This window comes from Mycobacterium sp. Panama NTM2 (assembly GCF_054355555.1).
The window spans coordinates 4493836-4512243 of record NZ_CM135953.1; the positions used below are offsets into that span (position 1 = coordinate 4493836).

The 18408-nt window shown below is 68.8% G+C and carries 20 protein-coding genes; 10 read left to right on the forward strand and 10 right to left on the reverse strand.

All coding sequences use genetic code 11. The annotated features are described in order from the left end of the window. Positions 1 to 117: 117 nt before the first annotated feature. From ACXYX3_RS21535 to pdxH, 4 genes are all read right to left on the reverse strand, one after another. Positions 118 to 1422, reverse strand: a complete 1305-nt coding sequence (locus ACXYX3_RS21535; protein WP_241203355.1) for a citrate synthase — start codon at positions 1420 to 1422, stop codon at positions 118 to 120. Positions 1423 to 1545: 123 nt separating this feature from the next. Continuing rightward, positions 1546 to 2196, reverse strand: a complete 651-nt coding sequence (locus ACXYX3_RS21540; RefSeq protein WP_241203356.1) for a TetR family transcriptional regulator — start codon at positions 2194 to 2196, stop codon at positions 1546 to 1548. Positions 2197 to 2266: 70 nt separating this feature from the next. Then, the gene (locus ACXYX3_RS21545; protein WP_458608938.1) at positions 2267 to 3538 is read right to left on the reverse strand and encodes an MFS transporter; all 1272 of its coding nucleotides are present in this window, start codon (positions 3536 to 3538) and stop codon (positions 2267 to 2269) included. Then, positions 3538 to 4167, reverse strand: coding sequence for a pyridoxamine 5'-phosphate oxidase (gene pdxH / locus ACXYX3_RS21550; RefSeq protein ID WP_458612176.1), 630 nt, complete (start codon positions 4165 to 4167; stop codon positions 3538 to 3540). Before pdxH ends, ACXYX3_RS21545 begins: the two co-directional genes overlap by 1 nt. Positions 4168 to 4262: 95 nt before the next feature. Between pdxH and ACXYX3_RS21555 the strand changes: the two genes are divergently transcribed. The 4 genes from ACXYX3_RS21555 (at position 4263) to ACXYX3_RS21570 (ending at position 7358) form a co-directional block, all read left to right on the forward strand. Continuing rightward, positions 4263 to 5381 carry a citrate synthase 2 gene (locus ACXYX3_RS21555; RefSeq protein ID WP_458608939.1) on the forward strand — a complete coding sequence of 373 codons (1119 nt, stop codon included), beginning with the start codon at positions 4263 to 4265 and terminating at the stop codon, positions 5379 to 5381. Further along, positions 5378 to 5992, forward strand: coding sequence for a maleylpyruvate isomerase family mycothiol-dependent enzyme (locus tag ACXYX3_RS21560; RefSeq protein ID WP_458608940.1), 615 nt, complete (start codon positions 5378 to 5380; stop codon positions 5990 to 5992). The genes ACXYX3_RS21555 and ACXYX3_RS21560 overlap by 4 nt, the downstream gene beginning before the upstream one ends. 102 nt (positions 5993 to 6094) lie before the next feature. Beyond that, positions 6095 to 6526 (forward strand): VOC family protein, encoded by a 432-nt coding sequence (locus ACXYX3_RS21565; RefSeq protein ID WP_458612177.1) that lies wholly within the window; start codon positions 6095 to 6097, stop codon positions 6524 to 6526. A 55-nt stretch (positions 6527 to 6581) separates the two neighbouring features. Continuing rightward, complete coding sequence (locus tag ACXYX3_RS21570; RefSeq protein ID WP_458608941.1) at positions 6582 to 7358, forward strand: bestrophin-like domain; 777 nt, start codon at positions 6582 to 6584, stop codon at positions 7356 to 7358. On the opposite strand, the gene ACXYX3_RS21575 is transcribed toward ACXYX3_RS21570, so the two are convergent. Beyond that, the gene (locus tag ACXYX3_RS21575; RefSeq protein WP_458608942.1) at positions 7355 to 9028 is read right to left on the reverse strand and encodes a 4Fe-4S binding protein; all 1674 of its coding nucleotides are present in this window, start codon (positions 9026 to 9028) and stop codon (positions 7355 to 7357) included. The two genes, ACXYX3_RS21570 and ACXYX3_RS21575, sit on opposite strands and share 4 nt — an antisense overlap. Positions 9029 to 9046: 18 nt before the next feature. Continuing rightward, a complete protein-coding gene (locus ACXYX3_RS21580; protein ID WP_241203362.1) occupies positions 9047 to 10075 on the reverse strand; it encodes an AurF N-oxygenase family protein in 1029 nt (342 codons plus the stop codon). A gap of 216 nt (positions 10076 to 10291) precedes the next feature. Between ACXYX3_RS21580 and serC the strand changes: the two genes are divergently transcribed. Both serC and sepH read left to right on the forward strand, forming a co-directional pair. Then, complete coding sequence (gene serC, locus ACXYX3_RS21585; protein ID WP_458608943.1) at positions 10292 to 11407, forward strand: phosphoserine transaminase; 1116 nt, start codon at positions 10292 to 10294, stop codon at positions 11405 to 11407. Between the two features lie 88 nt (positions 11408 to 11495). Further along, a complete protein-coding gene (gene sepH, locus ACXYX3_RS21590; RefSeq protein WP_458608944.1) occupies positions 11496 to 12317 on the forward strand; it encodes a septation protein SepH in 822 nt (273 codons plus the stop codon). Here the strand turns inward: sepH and ACXYX3_RS21595 are convergent. Together ACXYX3_RS21595 and ACXYX3_RS21600 are read right to left on the reverse strand one after the other, a co-directional pair. Beyond that, on the reverse strand, positions 12285 to 12569 hold the full coding sequence (locus ACXYX3_RS21595) for a DUF2537 domain-containing protein (RefSeq protein WP_241203365.1): 285 nt from the start codon (positions 12567 to 12569) through the stop codon (positions 12285 to 12287). The two genes, sepH and ACXYX3_RS21595, sit on opposite strands and share 33 nt — an antisense overlap. Continuing rightward, positions 12566 to 13387 (reverse strand): TrmH family RNA methyltransferase, encoded by an 822-nt coding sequence (locus tag ACXYX3_RS21600; RefSeq protein WP_458608945.1) that lies wholly within the window; start codon positions 13385 to 13387, stop codon positions 12566 to 12568. The genes ACXYX3_RS21595 and ACXYX3_RS21600 overlap by 4 nt, the downstream gene beginning before the upstream one ends. Positions 13388 to 13431: 44 nt before the next feature. Here ACXYX3_RS21600 and ACXYX3_RS21605 point away from each other — a divergent pair, with 44 nt between their 5' ends. Continuing rightward, on the forward strand, positions 13432 to 13680 hold the full coding sequence (locus ACXYX3_RS21605) for a DUF2530 domain-containing protein (RefSeq protein ID WP_111512703.1): 249 nt from the start codon (positions 13432 to 13434) through the stop codon (positions 13678 to 13680). A gap of 18 nt (positions 13681 to 13698) precedes the next feature. Further along, positions 13699 to 14154, forward strand: a complete 456-nt coding sequence (locus tag ACXYX3_RS21610) for an SRPBCC family protein (protein WP_241203368.1) — start codon at positions 13699 to 13701, stop codon at positions 14152 to 14154. Positions 14155 to 14158: 4 nt separating this feature from the next. Here the strand turns inward: ACXYX3_RS21610 and ACXYX3_RS21615 are convergent, their stop codons facing one another. Further along, positions 14159 to 14908 carry a DUF3027 domain-containing protein gene (locus ACXYX3_RS21615; protein ID WP_458612178.1) on the reverse strand — a complete coding sequence of 250 codons (750 nt, stop codon included), beginning with the start codon at positions 14906 to 14908 and terminating at the stop codon, positions 14159 to 14161. Positions 14909 to 15153: 245 nt separating this feature from the next. Between ACXYX3_RS21615 and ACXYX3_RS21620 the strand changes: the two genes are divergently transcribed. Beyond that, the gene (locus tag ACXYX3_RS21620; protein WP_458608946.1) at positions 15154 to 16821 is read left to right on the forward strand and encodes an MFS transporter; all 1668 of its coding nucleotides are present in this window, start codon (positions 15154 to 15156) and stop codon (positions 16819 to 16821) included. Next, positions 16818 to 17300 (forward strand): DUF2771 domain-containing protein, encoded by a 483-nt coding sequence (locus ACXYX3_RS21625; protein ID WP_241203369.1) that lies wholly within the window; start codon positions 16818 to 16820, stop codon positions 17298 to 17300. The genes ACXYX3_RS21620 and ACXYX3_RS21625 overlap by 4 nt, the downstream gene beginning before the upstream one ends. A gap of 72 nt (positions 17301 to 17372) precedes the next feature. Here ACXYX3_RS21625 and ACXYX3_RS21630 read toward each other — a convergent pair whose 3' ends face one another. Then, on the reverse strand, positions 17373 to 18389 hold the full coding sequence (locus tag ACXYX3_RS21630) for a glutathione S-transferase family protein (protein WP_458608947.1): 1017 nt from the start codon (positions 18387 to 18389) through the stop codon (positions 17373 to 17375). Between the last annotated feature and the right edge of the window lie 19 nt (positions 18390 to 18408).

Sequence of the window (18408 nt, forward strand, 5' to 3'; positions counted from 1 at the left end):
TATTGTGAAACTACAACCTTCGGGTGAGCAAGCCAGATCCCGTGACGAATTCGACATAATGGCGAAGATCACTCGCCTTTTGGCGCCCGAACGTCGGTTTGGGCGAAAAGGGAAACGCTAGCGGGCGCCGAGATCGGTGTAGTCGCGCTCGGTGTAGCCGGTGTAGATCTGCCGCGGCCGGCCGATCTTGTTGGGCTCGCCGTGCATCTCCCGCCAGTGCGCGATCCACCCCGGAAGCCGGCCCAGCGCGAAGAGCACCGTGAACATCCGCGTCGGGAAGCCCATCGCCCGATAGATCACGCCGGTGTAGTAGTCGACGTTCGGGTAGAGCTTGCGCTCGACGAAGAAGTCGTCGGTCAGCGCGATCTCCTCGAGCTCCTTGGCGATGTCGAGCAGCTCGTCCTGCACGCCGATCTTGCCCAGGATCTTGTCGGCCTGCTCCTTGACGATGCGCGCCCGCGGGTCGTAGTTCTTGTACACCCGATGGCCGAAGCCCATCAGCTTGACGCCGTCCTCGCGGTTCTTGACCTTCTTGACGAACGTCGCGACGTCGTCGTCACCCTTGCGGATCTTCTCGAGCATCTCCAGCACGGCCTGGTTGGCGCCGCCGTGCAGCGGACCCCACAGCGCGTTGATGCCGCCGGAGATCGACGTGAACAGGTTGGCCTGCGAGGAACCGACCAGACGCACCGTCGACGTCGAGCAATTCTGCTCGTGGTCGGCGTGCAGGATGAACAACATGTCGAGTGCGCGCACGAGCTCGGGGTCGACCTCGTAGGGCTCGGCGGGGAAACCGAACGTCATCCGCAGGAAGTTCTCCACCAGCGTCAGCGAGTTGTCCGGATACAGGAACGGCTGGCCCTCGGACTTCTTGTACGCATACGCCGCGATCGTGGGCAGCTTGGCCAGCAGCCGGATGGTCGAGAGCTCCACCTGCTGCGGGTTGAACGGGTCCAGCGAATCCGGGTAGTAGGCGCTCAGCGCGTTGACGGCGCTGGAGAGCACCGGCATCGGGTGCGCATCGCGGGGGAAGCCGTCGAAGAACCGCTTGAGGTCCTCGTGCAGCAGGGTGTGCCGCTGGATCTGGGTGGTGAACTTCTCCAGCTGATCGGCGGTGGGCAGTTCGCCGTAGAGCAGCAGGTAGCTGACCTCGATGAAGCTGGACTTCTCGGCGAGCTGCTCGATCGGATAGCCGCGGTAGCGCAGGATGCCGGCATCCCCGTCGATGTAGGTGATCGCACTCTTGGTCGACGATGTGTTGACGAAACCGCCGTCGAAGGTGGTGTAACCGGTCTTGGCCAGCAGAGACCCGAGCGCGATGCCGTCAGCACCCTCGGTCGCTTTGACGATGTCGAGTTCCAACTCCCCGCCGGGGTAGGACAGGGTGGCGTGCTCTTTCCCGGTTTCGGCGTTATCGGCCACTGGGATCCCTTCGGGTCGGTTCTCACGGGCTCGGGGAGGTCTTACTGCAAGTCTGACTACAGAAGGTAGTCCCATTCCGACGGGCACGCCCGCGGGGGTCGCCGAGGCCGGGTCACGTCGGGATCACACGGGTTGCCCGACCCCCGCAAACTCGACCATGAAGTCCGCGTAGACCGACTCGAACGCGGCGACACACGCGTCGACGTCGACATTGACCAGCCTCGACGTCTGGCCCATGACCTCCTGCAGCGCGGTCATCAACACGCCGCCGAACACGGCCGCGATCAACCTGACCCGCCGATCGTCGACCGGCACCCCCACGCGGTCGGCGATCGCCACGTCCACCGGGCTGGCACGGAACTCCACGACGGCCTGCTGCAGCGTCGACGACGACGAGGTGATCCGCAGGATCTGCATGAACCGGTACGACGTCAGGGCACCCGCAGGCGCCAGCTTGGTGCTCTGCGCCATCCCGATGTAGGACCGGCGGAGCGCCTCGAAGTGACTGATCTCCGGTGGCTGGGTGAGCAGCTCGGCGGCCACCCGGTCGAGCACTTCGTCGATCAGGGCGAGCGCGATCGCATCCTTGGTGGCGAAGTACCGGCTGAAGGTGCGCGGCGAGACGTCAGCGCTCGCAGCGATCTGATCGACCGTCGTCCCGTCGAATCCCTGCCGATCGCACAGCGCGATCGCGGCGTCCATCAGCGTGGCGCGGGTACGGCGCTTTTTGCGCTCGCGAAGCCCGAGCACGGGCTCCCCCCTGACATCACCCACGAAAAGGGATGCTAACCGGCCCGGAGGCGTCGCGAGGGGGGATTGAACTGCAGATTCGCCGGCCGCTCGATCACCGAACCCCGGGCACCCGATAGCGGATGAACGCCGGTACCGCGAGCGCCGCGAGCAACACCCCGATCACCACGAGCACGCCGCCGCCCGCCGCGGCGACGGTCGTGCCGACAGCGGCGGCCACCGCCCCGTGGGCGGCGTCAGCCAGCCGGGGCCCGCCGGCGACCACGACGGTGAAGACGCCCTGCAGGCGCCCGCGCAGCTCGTCCGACGCCGCCTCCTGCAGGATCGTCGACCGGAACGCCGCGGACACCATGTCGGCCGCACCACCGAAAGCCAAGCATCCCAACGCAATCCACAGCATCACTCCCGCAGCCCCGTTGGCCGCCCCGGCCGCCAGGCCGAAGCCCACCATAGCCAGACCCCAGGCCACGATCGCGCCGACCACCGCAAGCCCCTGCCGGCGGATACGGGGCAGCCAGCCGGAGAAGATGCCGCCTGCCACCGCGCCCGCCGACATCGCGGCCGCCAGCAGCGCCATCGTCGTGCCGCCCGTCACCGGACCGCCGAAGCTCTCGTGGGCCATCTGCGGGAACAATGCCCTCGGCATGCCGAAGATCATCGCGATCAGATCGACCACGAACGACATCAGCACGACGCGGTTGCCGGCGAGGTAGCGGAAGCCGTCGAGCACCGCACCCAGACCGTAGCCCGGCGCGCCCTCTCCGGTCAGCGACGGCGGCATCGGGGTCAGCCGGACCGTCGCCCACACCGCGGCGAGACAGGTCAGCGTGTCGATGAGGTAGAGCGCCGACAGGTCGACCCAGTGCAGGAGTACACCCGCAAGCAGCGGGCCGGCGATCGCGCCGAACTGCATGACCGTCATGTTCAGCGCGTTGGCCGCGGGCAACTGACCGATGGGCAGCATCCGCGGGATCGCCGCCGAACGGGTCGGCGAGTTCACCGCGAAGAACGCCTGCTGCACCGACAGCAGGCTCAGCACGACCCAGACGCTGTTGATCGCCAACGCCGCCTGCAGCCACAGCAGCGCCGAGGAGACCGTCAGCCCGGTGGAGGTGATGATCAGCAGCTTCCGGCGATCCATCGCATCAGCCCAGGCGCCTCCCCACAGCCCGAACACGACGAGCGGCACGAGCGCGAACAGTCCGGCCAGACCGACGTAGAGCGAATTCTGGGTCAGCGCGTACAGCTGGACCGGGACCGCAAAGATCGTCAGGTTGGCACCGACCACCGTGACGATGCCGGCAGACCAGAGCCGCCGGAAGTCCGGGGTCTGCAGCGGCGTCGTGTCGGCGAAGAGCCGCCCCACTACGGTTGGAGGCGTTCGACGCGACCCTCGCGCACGCGAATCCTGTTGTGCAGACGGTTCTCCCGCCCCTGCCAGAACTCGATCTCCTCGGGCGCGATGACATAGCCACCCCAGTGCGGCGGGACGGGCACCGTCTCGGTGTCGGCGAACCGTTCGGTGACCTCGGCGAGCTGGCGGCGCAGCGCATCGCGCGAGGCGATCGGGCTGCTCTGCGCCGAAGCCCACGCCCCCAGCTGGGAGCCCCGCGGGCGTTCCGCCCAGTAGGCGGCGGTCTCGGCGGCCGACACCTTGGTCACCGGCCCACGGACGTGTACCTGCCTGCTGAGCGAGTACCAGGGGAACGTCGCCGAGGCATACGGCACGGCCGCCAGCTGGCTGCCCTTGGCCGACTCGTAATTCGTGTAGAAGGTGAGGCCCGATGCGGTCACGCTCTTGCACAACACGGTGCGGGTGACGGGTCTTCCCGCCGCGTCGACCGTGCCGACGACCATCGCGTTCGGTTCGACGACCCCGGCCTGCTCGGCGTCGGCCAACCAGCTGGTCAGCAGCGCGAGCCAGCCCTGGTCGAGCCAGTTCTCCTCGAGGTCGGCGCTGCCGTCCTTCTCGACCGACCCGTACTCCACCCGCATGCGCGCGAGGTGATCCGATGTGCTCACGCGATCACGCTACGCCCGGGGTGTGACTGGCAGTTTCGGCGGCGGGGGGTGGTGCAAGAATCACGCCCATGACTGCGGTTCCCAAGGATTTCGCCCCCGGGCTCGCGGGCGTGGTGGCGTTCGAGACCGAGATCGCCGAACCCGACAAGGACGGTGGCGCGCTGCGCTATCGCGGTGTCGACATCGACGATCTGGTGGCGAACCGGGTGAGCTTCGGCGACGTCTGGGGCCTGCTGGTCGACGGCCGGTTCGGGCCGGGTCTCGCGCCCGCCGAACCGTTCCCGCTGCCGGTGCACAGCGGCGACGTCCGCGTCGACGTCCAGGCCGGCCTGGCGATGCTGGCACCCATCTGGGGTCTGAAGCCGCTGCTGGACATCGACGACCAGACCGCGCGCGATGACCTGGCGCGGGTGTCGGTGATGGGACTGTCCTACGTGGCGCAATCCGCGCGCGGTATCGGGGCGCCTGCCGTCCCCCAGCGTCTGATCGACGAATGCCCCACGGTCACAGCACGATTCATGACGCGGTGGCAGGGTGAACCGGATCCGCGCCACATCGAGGCCATCGACGCCTACTGGGTGAGCGCCGCCGAGCACGGCATGAACGCCTCGACGTTCACCGCGCGCGTCATCGCATCGACCGGTGCCGACGTGGCGGCCGCATTGTCCGGCGCCGTCGGGGCGATGAGCGGTCCGCTGCACGGCGGCGCACCCGCCCGCGTGATCCCGATGATCGAAGAGGCCGAACGCACCGGCGACGCCCGCGCCGTCATCACCGGAATCCTGGACCGCAACGAGAAGCTGATGGGGTTCGGTCACCGCGTGTACCGGGCCGAGGACCCCCGCGCCCGCGTCCTGCGGGCCACCGCCAAGCGACTCGACGCGCCGCGTTACGACGTGGCCGCCGCGCTGGAACAGGCCGCGCTCACCGAGCTGCGGGAACGCAGACCCGACCGCGCGATCGAGACCAACGTCGAATTCTGGGCCGCGGTGATCCTCGATTTCGCGCAGGTGCCGCCGGCGATGATGCCCGCGATGTTCACCTGCGGCCGCACCGCGGGCTGGTGCGCCCACATCCTCGAACAGAAGCGTCTCGGCAAGCTGGTGCGGCCGTCGGCGATCTACGTCGGTCCGGCGCCGCGAAGCCTCGAGTCGGTCGACGGCTGGGATTCCCTGGCCCGGCCATGACCACCGAACGGACCGTTTTCGCCTCCGCTGCAAGCTATTTCGCAGCCCTCGTGCGGCAAATTCCCGCGGATCGATGGGATGCGCCGGGGCTCGGCGACTGGACGGTGCGCGACCTGGTCGGGCACACGTCGCGTTCGCTGATCACCGTCAGCACGTATCTGCGCACCACCGCGTCCCACGAGGACGTCGCCGAACCCGCCGACTACTACGTGCGCATCAAGGACTACGCCGCCGGTGTGGGCGCCGAGGCGATCGTGGAGCGCGGCCGGCAAGCAGGCCGTGACCTCGGGCCGGACCCCGTCGCCACGATCGACACCCTGGTCGACCGCGTGCTCGGCGAGATCGACGCCGCCGGTGACCCGCTGATCGAGGTGATCGGCGGACTCGGCCTACGGCTGAACACGTACCTGCCGACGCGGACCTTCGAGATCGCGGTGCACGGTCTCGACATCGCCGCCGCGGTCGGGCTCACCGTGGACCCGCCGGTGGAGGTGATCGCCGAGGCCGCCGCGCTGGCCGGCCGCATCGGAGCGCATCTGGGGCAGGGCCCGGCGATGCTGCTGGCGTTGACCGGGCGTGCTGCCCTGCCATCGGGATTCTCCGTCGTCTGAGCCGATGAGTTCTGCACGCCGGCACGGTCAGTACGGACAGCCAACCGGCCACCAGAGAAGGAGATATCCGTGGCATCCGAAAAGGCCCTCGACAACACCCCGATGCTCGTTCCCCACCTCGTCGTCGGCGACGCCGCCGCGGCGCTGGATTTCTATGCCCGCGCCTTCGGCGCCGAGGAGATGGTGCGGCTGCCCGGCCCCGACGGGAAGCTGATGCACGCCTGCATGCGGATCAACGGGTCGATGGTGTTCCTCAACGACGACTTCCCCGAGTACAACGACGGCGTCTCGGCCACCCCCACCGCGCTGGGCGGCACGCCGGTCACCCTGCACCTGCACGGCGCCGACGTCGACGGTCGGTTCCAGCGGGCGCTCGACGCGGGCGCCACCGTCGTCAATCCTCTCGAAGACCAGTTCTGGGGTGACCGCTACGGGGTGGTGCGCGATCCGTTCGGCCACCACTGGGCGCTGGCCGAGTCGGTACGGGAGGTCGACGTCACCGAGATCGCCGCGCAGATGAGCAGCGACGCCTGAGGTTCCCCTGGTGTGTTTGCCAGGCTAGATGGGACAGGCCAGCAATAATCCGACGATGATCTGGTTGCTCCAGTTCCCCCCTGTGCTTCTCGGCATTCTGTGGGTCGTCGTCATCGTGGGGATCTCCGTCGGTGGTCTGATCCTGTTCCGCAAGACGGTGTCGCACACCCGGCTGGAGAACGCGAATCCGGTGTCCAGTGCGGTGTTTCAAGTCGCAGGGGTGCTCTACGCCGTACTGGTCGCGTTCGTCGTCGTGGTGGTGTGGGAACAGATGGGCGACGCCGAGGACGCCAGCGGTAAGGAGGCCTCGGCCGTCGCCGAACTGCTCCGCGACTCCGCGGCGCTACCGGCCGCGAACCGGGACGAGGTGGAGCGCAGCCTGATCGCGTACACGCGGGACGTGATCGACAACGAGTTCCCGAGGATGCGCCGCGGCGAGGCCATCTCCGAGCAGTCCGAGGCGCTGGACACCGTGTGGAACTCGTATCTGAAGGTGCAGCCGGAAACGCGCAACGAGATCGCGTTCTTCGATCATGCGATCGTGCGGCTGAACGACCTGAGCGCCAACCGGAAGTTGCGGGTGTCCACGGGCGAGGCTTCGGTGCCGGCCGAACTGTGGGTGCTGCTCATCGGTGGCGGCGCCGTGCTGATGGCGTTCACCTACCTGTTCGGCACGCGTGACCTGCTGGTCCACGGACTGGCGATCGCGTTGACGGCATCGTTGCTCGCCTTCGTGATGTACCTGATCTTCGCGTTGGAGCATCCGTACGTCGGTGCGCTGTCGGTGCAACCCACGGCGTTCATCAACGTGCTGACCTACTGGAACAGTTAGCGCAGCAGGCCCGCCAGCAGCCGACGGTGCATGGGTTCGGCGGGCGCACTCGCCGCGACGCGCAGCATCTCGTCGACCGTCGTGAACTTCACCCGCGGACGCTCGCCCTGACCGCGGGCCACTTCCGCGGCGTCGATCGCCTTCCATCCCGCAGCGTCGACGACCTTGGGCTGCCTGCCGCGCACGAAGCGGTCCAGCGCCGAGGCGCGCTCGCGCGGTTCGGCCAACAGTCCTGCGTTGTAGTCGGCGACCAGCGTGTGCACGGTCTCGGCCGCACAGGACTTGTTCGTGCCGATGAAGCCCGTGGGGCCGCGTTTGATCCAGCCCGCCACGTAGCTGCCGCGCATCGGGTCGTCACCGTCGAGAACGCGGCCACCGTCGTTGGGGACGACGCCGGCGGTCTCGTCGAACGGCAGACCGCTTATCGGCATGCCGCGATAGCCGATGGAGGTCAGCACGGCACCCGACTCGAGCGTGACGGTGTCGTCCGTGCCGGTGATCTGGAACTCCATCCCGGTGACTCGCTCCGACCCCAGCACCCGCGCCGGTGTGAGGCGGTAGGCGAGTCGGATCCGCGGACGGGAGATCGGCGCGGTGCTGTCCCCCAGCTTGCTCAGGATCTCGAGTTTGCGCCGGGTCAGATCGTCGGTCACCTCGGCGAGATCCTCCCGGACCCGCTGGTGATCCGCGGGGTCGAGGACGACGTCGCAGCGGGCCGTGAGCCCGATCAGTTCGGGCAGCGTGAACGCCGAGGCGGCCGGACCGCGCCGCGCGGCGATCACCACCTCGCGAACCTTCGACGCACGCAGGGCCTCGAGCGCGTGATCGGCGATGTCGGTGCGTGCCAACGCATCCGGATCGGTGGTCAGGACGCGCGCCACGTCGAGCGCGACATTGCCGTTGCCGACGACGATCACCCGCTCCCCGCTCAGATCGACGGCGAGATCGGCGAAGTCGGGATGGCCGTTGTACCAGGCGACGAACTCGGTGGCGGTGCCCGCACCCGACAGACTCATGCCCTCCACGTCGAGGCGCTTGTCGGTGGGCGCGCCGACGGCGTAGAGCACCGCGTGATGGTGCTCGAGCAACTCGTCATGCGTGAGATCCAATCCCACCTCGACGTTGAGGTAGAACCGGAAGTCTCGACGGGCCGCGATCGTGTCGAACAGAGCCGTGACCCGCTTGGTCGCCTGATGGTCGGGGGCCACCCCGGCGCGCGCCAACCCGAACGGGGTGGGCAGCTTCTCGAACACGTTGACCTGCACCCCGGATTGGGTCAGCAGCTCGTCGGCGGCGTACATGGCCGCCGGGCCGGAACCGACGATCGCCACCCGCAACGGTCCCCTGCCACCGGCGTGCACCTGCGGCGCTTCCGGCACCGGAGCCAGCTTCGACGTCGGCGGCAGCTTGCCTTCGCGCTTCGGGTAGAACCCCGCGTTGATCTCGACGAACGGCAACTGCTCAGCGGTGAGCTTGCTGTCCGGCGCGATCGCCCCGACGGGGCATGCCGAGACGCAGGCTCCGCAATCGACGCAGGCGACCGGGTCGATGTGCAGCATCTCGGCGGTGGCGAAGCCCGGCTCGTCCGGCGACGGATGGATGCAGTTGACCGGACACGCGAAGACGCAGGACCCGTCGCTGCAACACGACTGGGTGATGACGTGAGGCATGGGAACGTCCTGGTGACGCTAGGCGACGGCGGCCAGGTGTTCGCGCTGCGGCTCGCTGCGGTACCGGCTGGGCTTCCCGCCGATCCGGCAGATCCGCCACATCAACTTCGCGAACGGGTTCATCAGCCCGGTGTCGTGGGCGAGCATCCGCACGTCACCGAACATGTCGCGCAGCATCTGCCGCGACTCCGGGGACTTGAAGAAGATGTCCTTGCGCACCGACCGCGGGATGTCGAATTCCTGCCAGAACGCCTTCGGCGGGACGATGATCGCCGAACACAGCACACGCATCACGACCGGGACGTACAGCGAGAGCCAGAACCGCTTGCGGCGCGGCAGTTCCGGCACGCGCTTGCGCAGGTACTCATGGGCGAACGAGATGTGCCGGGCCTCCTCGGCGACGTGAATCGCCATGACGCGCTCCATGATCGGATGCAGGGCCTTGCCCTCGCGCAGCACGTTCTTCTGGGTGTGGTCGATCGGTTCCTCACCGGCGAGGATGCCGAACCAGAACGGGATCGGCAGTGGACCGGCGACCAGCGGGATCGCGGGTTGCACCCACTTGAGCAGTTTCGGCATACCCGGCACGTCGGCGCCGATGCGGTTCACCATCTCCTGGAACATCAGGGTGTGGTTGCACTCCTCGACCGCCTCGTGCAGGCAGTACCGGTACTCGGGCGAGCCGTTGGGGGTCCAGAACGCGTACTCCATCAGCCCGCGGATCAGGATCGATTCGAAGTGCAGACCGACCTTGGCGACATTGGCCTGCCGCCACATGCCGATCTCGATCTGCCGCTCCTTGGGCTGCGATCGGTACCACTCGTGCTTACCGATGGGATCGGTCGCCGGCAGGATCCACCGCTCGTCGTTCGGGGTGACCGTGAACTCCGGCGAATCCCAGTCGATGTCGGTGTAGGGGTTGAAGTTGCGCCGCACCGACCCCTCGGACAGCGTCTTCAACGTGTCGACGTATTCGGCGTCGTCGAAGACGTCCATGTTCTTGCGCCAACGCCGGATGATCTTCGTGCGTGCTTCTTTGACCGCCATCGGGAGCCTCCATTCCCTCGCGTGAGGTTTACATTCAAGTACCCGTTGTCCAAGCACAGTACCCACGGTCCCAGGAATTGAACAGGGCAATTTCCTGAATGTGCGCTGGGCGCGTTATCCCGGTCACACGTGACCCAGATCACTACCGCAGGTCCGCGTCCACCCGGATTCCCACCGGATTCGAGACCTACACCCCGCCGGTTCTACGCTTGCCCCATGGCTGCGGACCTCACGATTCCCGACGACCTCAAGCCCCGCGACGGCCGCTTCGGCTGCGGACCGTCCAAGGTGCGTCCCGAACAGCTGACCGCGCTCGCCGAGGCCGGACACCTGTTCGGCACCTCGCATCGGCAGGCGCCGGTGAAGAACCTGGTCGGCCGGGTCCGCGACGGCCTGCGCCAGCTGTTCTCACTACCCGAGGGATACGAGGTGGTCCTGGGCAACGGCGGCTCCACCGCGTTCTGGGACGCCGCGGCGTTCGGGCTGGTCGACACACGGTCACTGCATCTGACCTACGGTGAGTTCAGCGCGAAGTTCGCCTCGGCGGTCGCCAAGAACCCGTTCGTCGGGGACCCCGTGGTGGTGAAAGCCGACGCCGGCAGCGCTCCCACGCCGACGTCGGACCCGTCTGTCGACGTCATCGCCTGGGCACACAACGAGACCTCCACCGGCGTCGCCGTCGGAGTGCAGCGCCCGGAGGGCTCGGGTGACGCACTGATCGTCATCGACGCCACCTCGGCTGCCGGCGGACTCCCCGTCGACGTCAGCGAGGCCGACACCTACTACTTCGCCCCGCAGAAGAACTTCGCCGGCGACGGCGGCCTGTGGATCGCGCTGATGTCGCCGGCCGCACTGGCCCGCGTCGAGGCCATCGCGGCGTCCGGGCGCTGGGTGCCCGACTTCCTCTCCCTGCCCATCGCGATCGAGAACAGCGTCAAGAACCAGACCTACAACACGCCCGCGATCGGCACGCTGGTGCTGCTCGCCGAGCAGATCGACTGGCTGCTCGGCAACGGCGGCCTGGACTGGGCGACCAAGCGCACCGCGGACTCGTCGTCGCGGCTCTACTCCTGGGCCGAGGCGTCGTCGTTCGCCACCCCGTTCGTCACCGATCCGGCGCTGCGCTCCGCCGTCGTCGGCACCGTCGATTTCGCCGACGAGGTCGACGCGGCGGCCGTGGCCAAGGCCCTGCGCGCGAACGGCATCGTCGATACCGAGCCGTACCGCAAGCTCGGCCGCAACCAGCTGCGGGTGGGCATGTTCCCCGCCGTGGAACCCGACGACGTCAGCGCGCTGACCGCGTGCGTCGACTGGGTGGTCGAGCGGTTGTAGCGACTGCCGCGTGTCACCGCGGTAACGAGGAGATAACGCAGTAGGGTGACCGCGTATCGGGCTCAGCGCAGCCCGAGAGGAGGTCGCCATGCGGGAACTGAAGGTCGTCGGACTCGAGGTCAACGGCACACGGATCATCTGCGAGACCGACGACTCCGGCGAGAAGTTCGTGTTGCGCTCCGATGAGCGGCTCAAGGCCGCCGTGCGTGGCGACCGGGCCGGCTCCAACCAGACCACGATCGATGTCGAGGTGCCGAACATGCTGCGCCCCCGGGAGATTCAAGCCAAGATCCGCGCCGGAGCCTCGGTGGAGCAGGTCGCCACGGCCGCGGGCGTCGACATCGCCCGCGTGGAACGATTCGCCCACCCCGTCCTGCTGGAGCGCTCGCGTGCGGCGGAGCTGGCCACCGCCGCCCACCCTGTGCTGTCCGACGGTCCGTCGGTCCTGACGCTGCTGGAGACGGTGACCGCCGCGCTGATCGCGCGCGGGCTCGACCCCGAGAAGATCGAGTGGGACGCCTGGCGCAACGAGGACGGCCGCTGGACGGTGCAGATGGCGTGGAAGGCCGGCATGTCCGACAACGTTGCGCACTTCCGGTATGCCCCGGGCGCCCACGGCGGCACCGTGACCGCGTTCGACGACGCCGCCTATCAGCTGATCGACCCGAGCTACGCCCGGCCGCTACGGCCGCTGGCCCCGGTGGCGCAACTCGCACTCGGAGACCCCGAACCCATCGCGCCGGCACCGGCACCGCAGCCGGCTCCCCCGGCGGCTCGAGCACCGGAACCGGAACCGACGGTCGACGAGACCCCCGACGCGAAACCGGCGCGACCCAAGAAGGCGCGGCCGACTGTCCCCGCGTGGGAGGACGTGCTGCTAGGCGTACGTTCCAGCGGCGGCCAGCGCTAGCAACCCGACCCAGGCGGCCACGACGCCCACCCCGGCGCCGAGCACGAACCAACGCCACACCGGCGCCTTGCGCCAGCCCCACACCGTCGGCGCCAGTCCCCCCACGGCGACGAGATTCAACCCGATCGCCAGCAGCGGACTCACCCGCATCAGCCCGATGCCCAAGACGATGAGGGCGGCGGCGAGCACGGCGGCGACAAAGGCCGCGACGGTCAGCCCGGTACCCCAGGGAGTCGGCTCGTGGGGCTTCACGGCGCGAGCCTATCCCGCTCGTAGAACGCCAACGCCGCTGCTGTCGCCACGTTCAGAGAGTCCGTTCCGCGCGACATCGGGATGCGCGCGCGCACATCGCACGCGCGCATGGTGTGCTCGGCCAGACCCGGCCCCTCCGCGCCGACGAGGATGCCCACCTTCTCGCCGACCAGGTCGTCCATCGCGTCGGCCAGGCGCTGCGCGCCGGCGGCCGGGGTCATCGCCACCAAACGAAACCCTTTGTCGCGCAGCGTGTTCAAGTCCCCCGGCCAGTTCTGCGCCCGCGCGAACGGAACCAGGAGCGCGTGTCCCATCGAGACGCGTACCGCGCGGCGGTACAGCGGGTCGGCACATCCCGCGCCGAAGATCACCGCACCAACTCCCAGCCCCGCGGCGTTGCGGAAGATCGAGCCGAGATTCTCGTGATCGTTGACCCCCTCCAGCACCGCCACCGTCCGCACCCCGTCGAGCACATCGGACACCGTCAACTCAGGCGCGCGCGACGCTGACGCCAGCACACCGCGGTTGAGGTGGAACCCGACCACGTCGGCCATCACCTCCGCGCTCGCCCGGTAGTACGGCGCGTCGAGCCCGTCGAGATCGGTGCCGAGCTCGGCCAACCGGCGGTCGGTGCCCAGCAGCGCCCGCGGACGGAACCGCGACGCCAGCATCCGCTGCACCACCAGCACGCCCTCAGCGATCACGAGCCCCCTGCCGCTGGGCAGATCGGGCCGCCGGTCGACGCTGTTGAGGTCACGGAAATCATCCAGTCGCGGGTCGGTGGGGTCGTCGACGTCGACGACGAGGGCGGCGGGCACGGCGACCGACACTACCGACGCGTGATCGGTTACGTTGGGCCGCGATGACGACCACGCCCCCCGAACCGCCGCCGCTGCCGCGCGCCCTGACCTCCCCGTGGCCGGTGATCGTCGTGATCACCGGCGGGTGGCTGATAGCGACGCTGCTCGCGTTCACGGTCGAGGCTTTGGCGCCGTGGCGGCCCGTCAGCCTGGCCGGGCTCGGCGTGGGTGTTCTTGGCACGTCGATCTTTCTGTGGCAACGTCACGCCGTGCGCCGCGGATCGCGCGGAGCACAGAGCGGTTTGGACTGACACGAGGAGAACACCGTCATGGCGGCGCCCATTCTGCAAGCGCAGATCGACATCAACGCACCGGTCTCGACCGTGTGGAAGCTGGTCTCCGATGTGGAGCGGATGCCACAGTGGAGCCCCCAGTGCCGCTGGACGAAGGCGATCGGCGGAGTGCGTCAGGGCGCACGCATGGTCAACCTGAATCGCCGCGGAATGTTGTTCTGGCCCACGACCGCTCGCATCACCGAGCTCGTGCCGGAGAAGAAGCTGGCGTTCAAGGTCAGCGAGAACCACACGGTCTGGAGCTACGAACTCGAACCCACGGAGGCCGGCACCCGGTTGGTGGAGACCCGCCGCGCCGAGAACGGCACCACCACCGCGGTGTCGGCGTTCGCGGTCGACAAGTTCATGGGCGGGGAGACCAGCTTCGAACAGGAACTCATCGAGGGCATGAACAACTCGCTGGAGCGCATCAAAGCGGCCGCCGAGCGCTAGCGAGCTAGCTGGAGCGCTCTTCGGTGCGCTCCACGAGATCGAGCACGCCGTCGTCGAACGGGTCGAACTGGGGCGATCCCGAGCCCTTCGGCGCCGGCGTGTCCGAATGGGCGCCGCAACCGTATTCGGCGTCGACCACGCGCCCGTCGGCGGCGTACTCGTTGGCGCACACCCCGAACATCACACCCAACGCCCCACCGAGCGGGACGTAGAACCCGCAGTCCCGACACATCCGGCGGGTGGCGCGTGCCATCGCCGACCCCGGGCCGAAGTCACCGTCATGCCAGCGCTGCGCAGCGTCGCCACGCCCCCACAGGCTCAGCACCTGACGACGGCCCAGTCCGACCTCGACGGCCACCTCGTCGATCTGCGGGTCACCGGTCCCCATGAACCCCGGCACCAGGCGCGGATCGTCGGCGGGGGGAGCCAGCAGGTCGCCGGGGCCGAGATCGCCTGCGCGCACCCGCTCCTCCCAGGGCACCCATTCCGGCGCGAGCAGCGCCGACGGGCCCGGGACGAGGACGACCTCGCTGATGGTGACCTGCGCGGCGCCCGACCAGGCCGCGACCACGACGGCCCACTGCCAGCCCCGGTAGCCGGTCAACTCCGCGACGAACCGGTGGGTGGCCGAGGACTGGTCTTCGATCTCGGCGCCGAGGTAGTCGCCGACAGTGTCGGCACCACTGAACTCAGCGATCGCGGAGCGGGCGTCGTCGACCGCGCCGAGCAGCATGGCTTCGAGCTCGGCGGACATCGGCTCCGGCTCGGCCGGTTCGGTCGGTTCGGCAAGCTCGGTCGGCTCGGCAGGCTCGGTCGATGCGGCCGGCTCAGCTGACGGCTCGACCGCCGACTCGGGTGCCTCGGCGGGCGGCTCGGCCTCGGGCGAAGAGGGTTCGGTCACGCTGTCCATCGGTGTTCATCTTGCCCGACGGAGCCGGTGGCGAGCCACACCGGTTGGCTGCACGTCCCCTGTCGCCTCCATGAGGGAGAATCGAGCGCGTGACAGGAGCGCGGCGCGACCACCAGGACCCCGCCGGTCCGACGGGCGGACGCTACTACCCGCCACGTCCGCCCGTCGGGGAACATCCGGGCATGGCCAACTACCCCAGCGACCCGGTGGTCACCGACGGTAGGCGCGCCTCGTCGACGACCAACCACAGCGGCAACCGATGGTTGCCGCCGCTGGACGAGCACGACCGTCGTCGCCACCACAGCCGGTTCGACGACGACCGGGCCGCGGGCGCCGAGAAGGTGACGGTCACCCGCGCCGCCGCGCAGCGCAGCCGCGAGATGGGCTCGAAGATGTACGGTCTGGTCCACCGGGCCGCCACGGCCGACGGCGCCGACAAATCCGGGCTGACCGCGCTCACCTGGCCCGTGGTGGCGAATTTCGCCCTCGACGCCGCGATGGCGGTCGCCCTGGCCAACACCCTGTTCTTCGCCGCAGCGACCGGTGAGAGCAAGAGCCGGGTGGCGCTCTACCTGCTCATCACGATCGCCCCGTTCGCGGTCATCGCCCCGCTGATCGGCCCCGCCCTGGACCGCCTGCAGCACGGCCGCCGCGTCGCCCTGGCCGCGTCCTTCGGCCTGCGCACCGCGCTGGCGGTGATCCTGATCGCGAACTTCGACAGCGCGACCGGCAGCTTCCCGTCCTGGGTGCTGTATCCGTGCGCGCTCGGCATGATGGTGCTCTCGAAGTCCTTCTCGGTTCTGCGCAGCGCCGTGACACCGCGGGTGCTGCCCCCGACCATCGACCTCGTCCGGGTCAACTCTCGACTGACGATGTTCGGCCTGCTCGGAGGCACGATGGTGAGCGGCGGAATCGCGGCCGCGGCCGAGTGGGGATTCCAGCTGTTCGCCATGCCCGGGGCGCTCTACGTCGTGGTCGCAGTGTCGATGGCCGGCGCCGTTCTGGCGATGCGGATACCGAAGTGGGTCGAGGTCACCGAGGGTGAGATCCCGGCCACGCTCAGCTACCACAGCAGGCCGGACGGGTACTTCCGCGATCCGCCCGCCGCGAAGGTTCGCCAACCGCTGGGCCGCAACATCATCGCCGCGCTGTGGGGCAACTGCACGGTCAAGGTGATGGTCGGCTTCCTGTTCCTCTACCCCGCGTTCGTCGCCAAAGCCCACGACGCCAGCGGCTGGGAACAGCTGCGCATCCTCGGGCTGATCGGCGCCGCGGCCGCGGTGGGCAACTTCATCGGGAACTTCACCGCGGCGCGGCTGAAACTCGGCCATCCGGCGCAGCTCGTGGTGCGCTGCGCGATCGCGGTCACCGCGATGTCGCTGGCCACCGCGCTGACGGGCAGTCTCCTGGTCGCCGCGGCGACGACCCTGGTCACCTCGGGCGCCAGCGCGATCGCCAAGGCCTCCCTGGACGCCTCACTGCAGGACGACCTGCCCGAGGAATCACGCGCGTCGGCGTTCGGGCGCTCGGAGTCGCTGCTGCAGCTGGCGTGGGTGGTGGGTGGTGCGACGGGGGTGCTGATCTACACCGAGCTGTACGCGGGGTTCACCACGATCACCGCGCTGCTCATCCTCGGTCTGGCGCAGACGATCTTCAGCTACCGCGGCGAATCCCTGGTTCCGGGATTGGGCGGCAACCGTCCCGTGCACGCGGCGGCTGAGGGTGTGCGCGTCGAGTCGGCGGTGTCCGGCGAGTGAAACGAGTCATCGCCGTCCTCGTCGCCGTGGCGCTGCTCGCGTCGGCCGCCACCGGGGTCCTGGTGTGGCGGCTCTCCCGGGAGGCGGGCCCCGACCTGCCCGAGATCTCGGCCTTCTCCGCCGGCCAGCTGACCCGGGTCGGCCCGTACCGGTTCTGCCGGGTGCTCAACCCCACCGACTGCATGGTGCCCGCCGACCAGGGCGAACTGACCGTCTCGGGCCGTCACCCGGTGCAGTTGTCGCTGCCCGCCGAGATCGCGAAGGCGCCGTGGGTGCTGCTGCGCGCGTACGAGGACGGTGACGTGGTCGAGGAGTTCCGACCCGACGCCCGGCTCGCGGTGACGATCCCCACCGTCGACGCCCAGCGCGGACGGCTGACCGGTTTCGCGGTGCAGCTGCCGACGCTGGTGCGCGATCAGGACGGCAACGAGTTCCCCGTCCCGCACGCGGAGTGGTCGGTGCGCACCAACTGGAGCTGACCGGTCACGAAGGTGCACTGACGGTCGTGATCGGCGTGCGTCAGCAACCGTAGGAGCACTCTCGCGACGACATCAACCGGCGCTGTGCGCCGCAGGCACCTGCTCGCCCTCGCGCGGCGGCCCCGGCGGCGTCCCGTCGCCGAAAGGATTGCCGCCCAGCGCTTCTCGCCCGTGCGGGGTGAGCCAGTTGGCCAGGTCCGGGCCCTTCGGCACCACACCGGTGGGGTTGATGTCGCTGTGCACGATGTAGTAGTGCTGCTTGATCTGCACGAAGTCGATGGTGTCGCCGAAACCGGGCGTCTGGAACAGATCCCGCGCGTATGCCCAGAGCACCGGCATCTCAGAGAGCTTGGCGCGGTTGCACTTGAAGTGTCCGTGATAGACGGGATCGAAGCGGGCCAGCGTGGTGAACAGCCGCACGTCGGCCTCGGTGATCGTGTCGCCCACCAGATAGCGCTGGTCGGCCAACCGGTCGGAGAGCCAGTCGAGCGCGGTGAACAGCCGATCGTAGGCCCGCTCGTAGGCCTTCTGGGAGCCCGCGAAGCCGCAGCGGTAGACCCCGTTGTTGACCTCGGTGTAGATCCGCTCCGCCACCTCGTCGATCTCTGCGCGCAGCGGCTCGGGATACAGGTCCGGGGCACCGTCGCGGTGATGGGCGGTCCACTCGGTCGACATGTCGAGCGTGATCTGGGGGAAATCGTTGGTGACGACCTCTCCGGTGGGCACGTCGACGATCGCGGGCACGGTGATGCCCTTCGGATAGTCGGGGACGCGCTTGTTGTAGGCATCGCGCAGGAAGTGGATACCGAGCACCGGATCGACGCCGCCGGGATCCAGATCGAAGGTCCAGCTGCGCTCGTCGTGCGTGGGACCGCAGAAGCCGATGGACAGCGCGTCCTCGAGACCGAGCAGGCGACGGACGATGATCGTGCGGTTGGCCCACGGACAGGCCCGCGCCACCACCAACCGGTAGCGGCCCGCCTCGACCGGGTAGCCGTCCCGGCCGTCGGCGGTGATGCGGGTGGAGATGTAGTCGGTGTCCCGGTCGAAGTCGCCGCCGGAGTTCGACGGGTCGGCCACGTAGCTCATGGACTCTGTCTTACCCCGT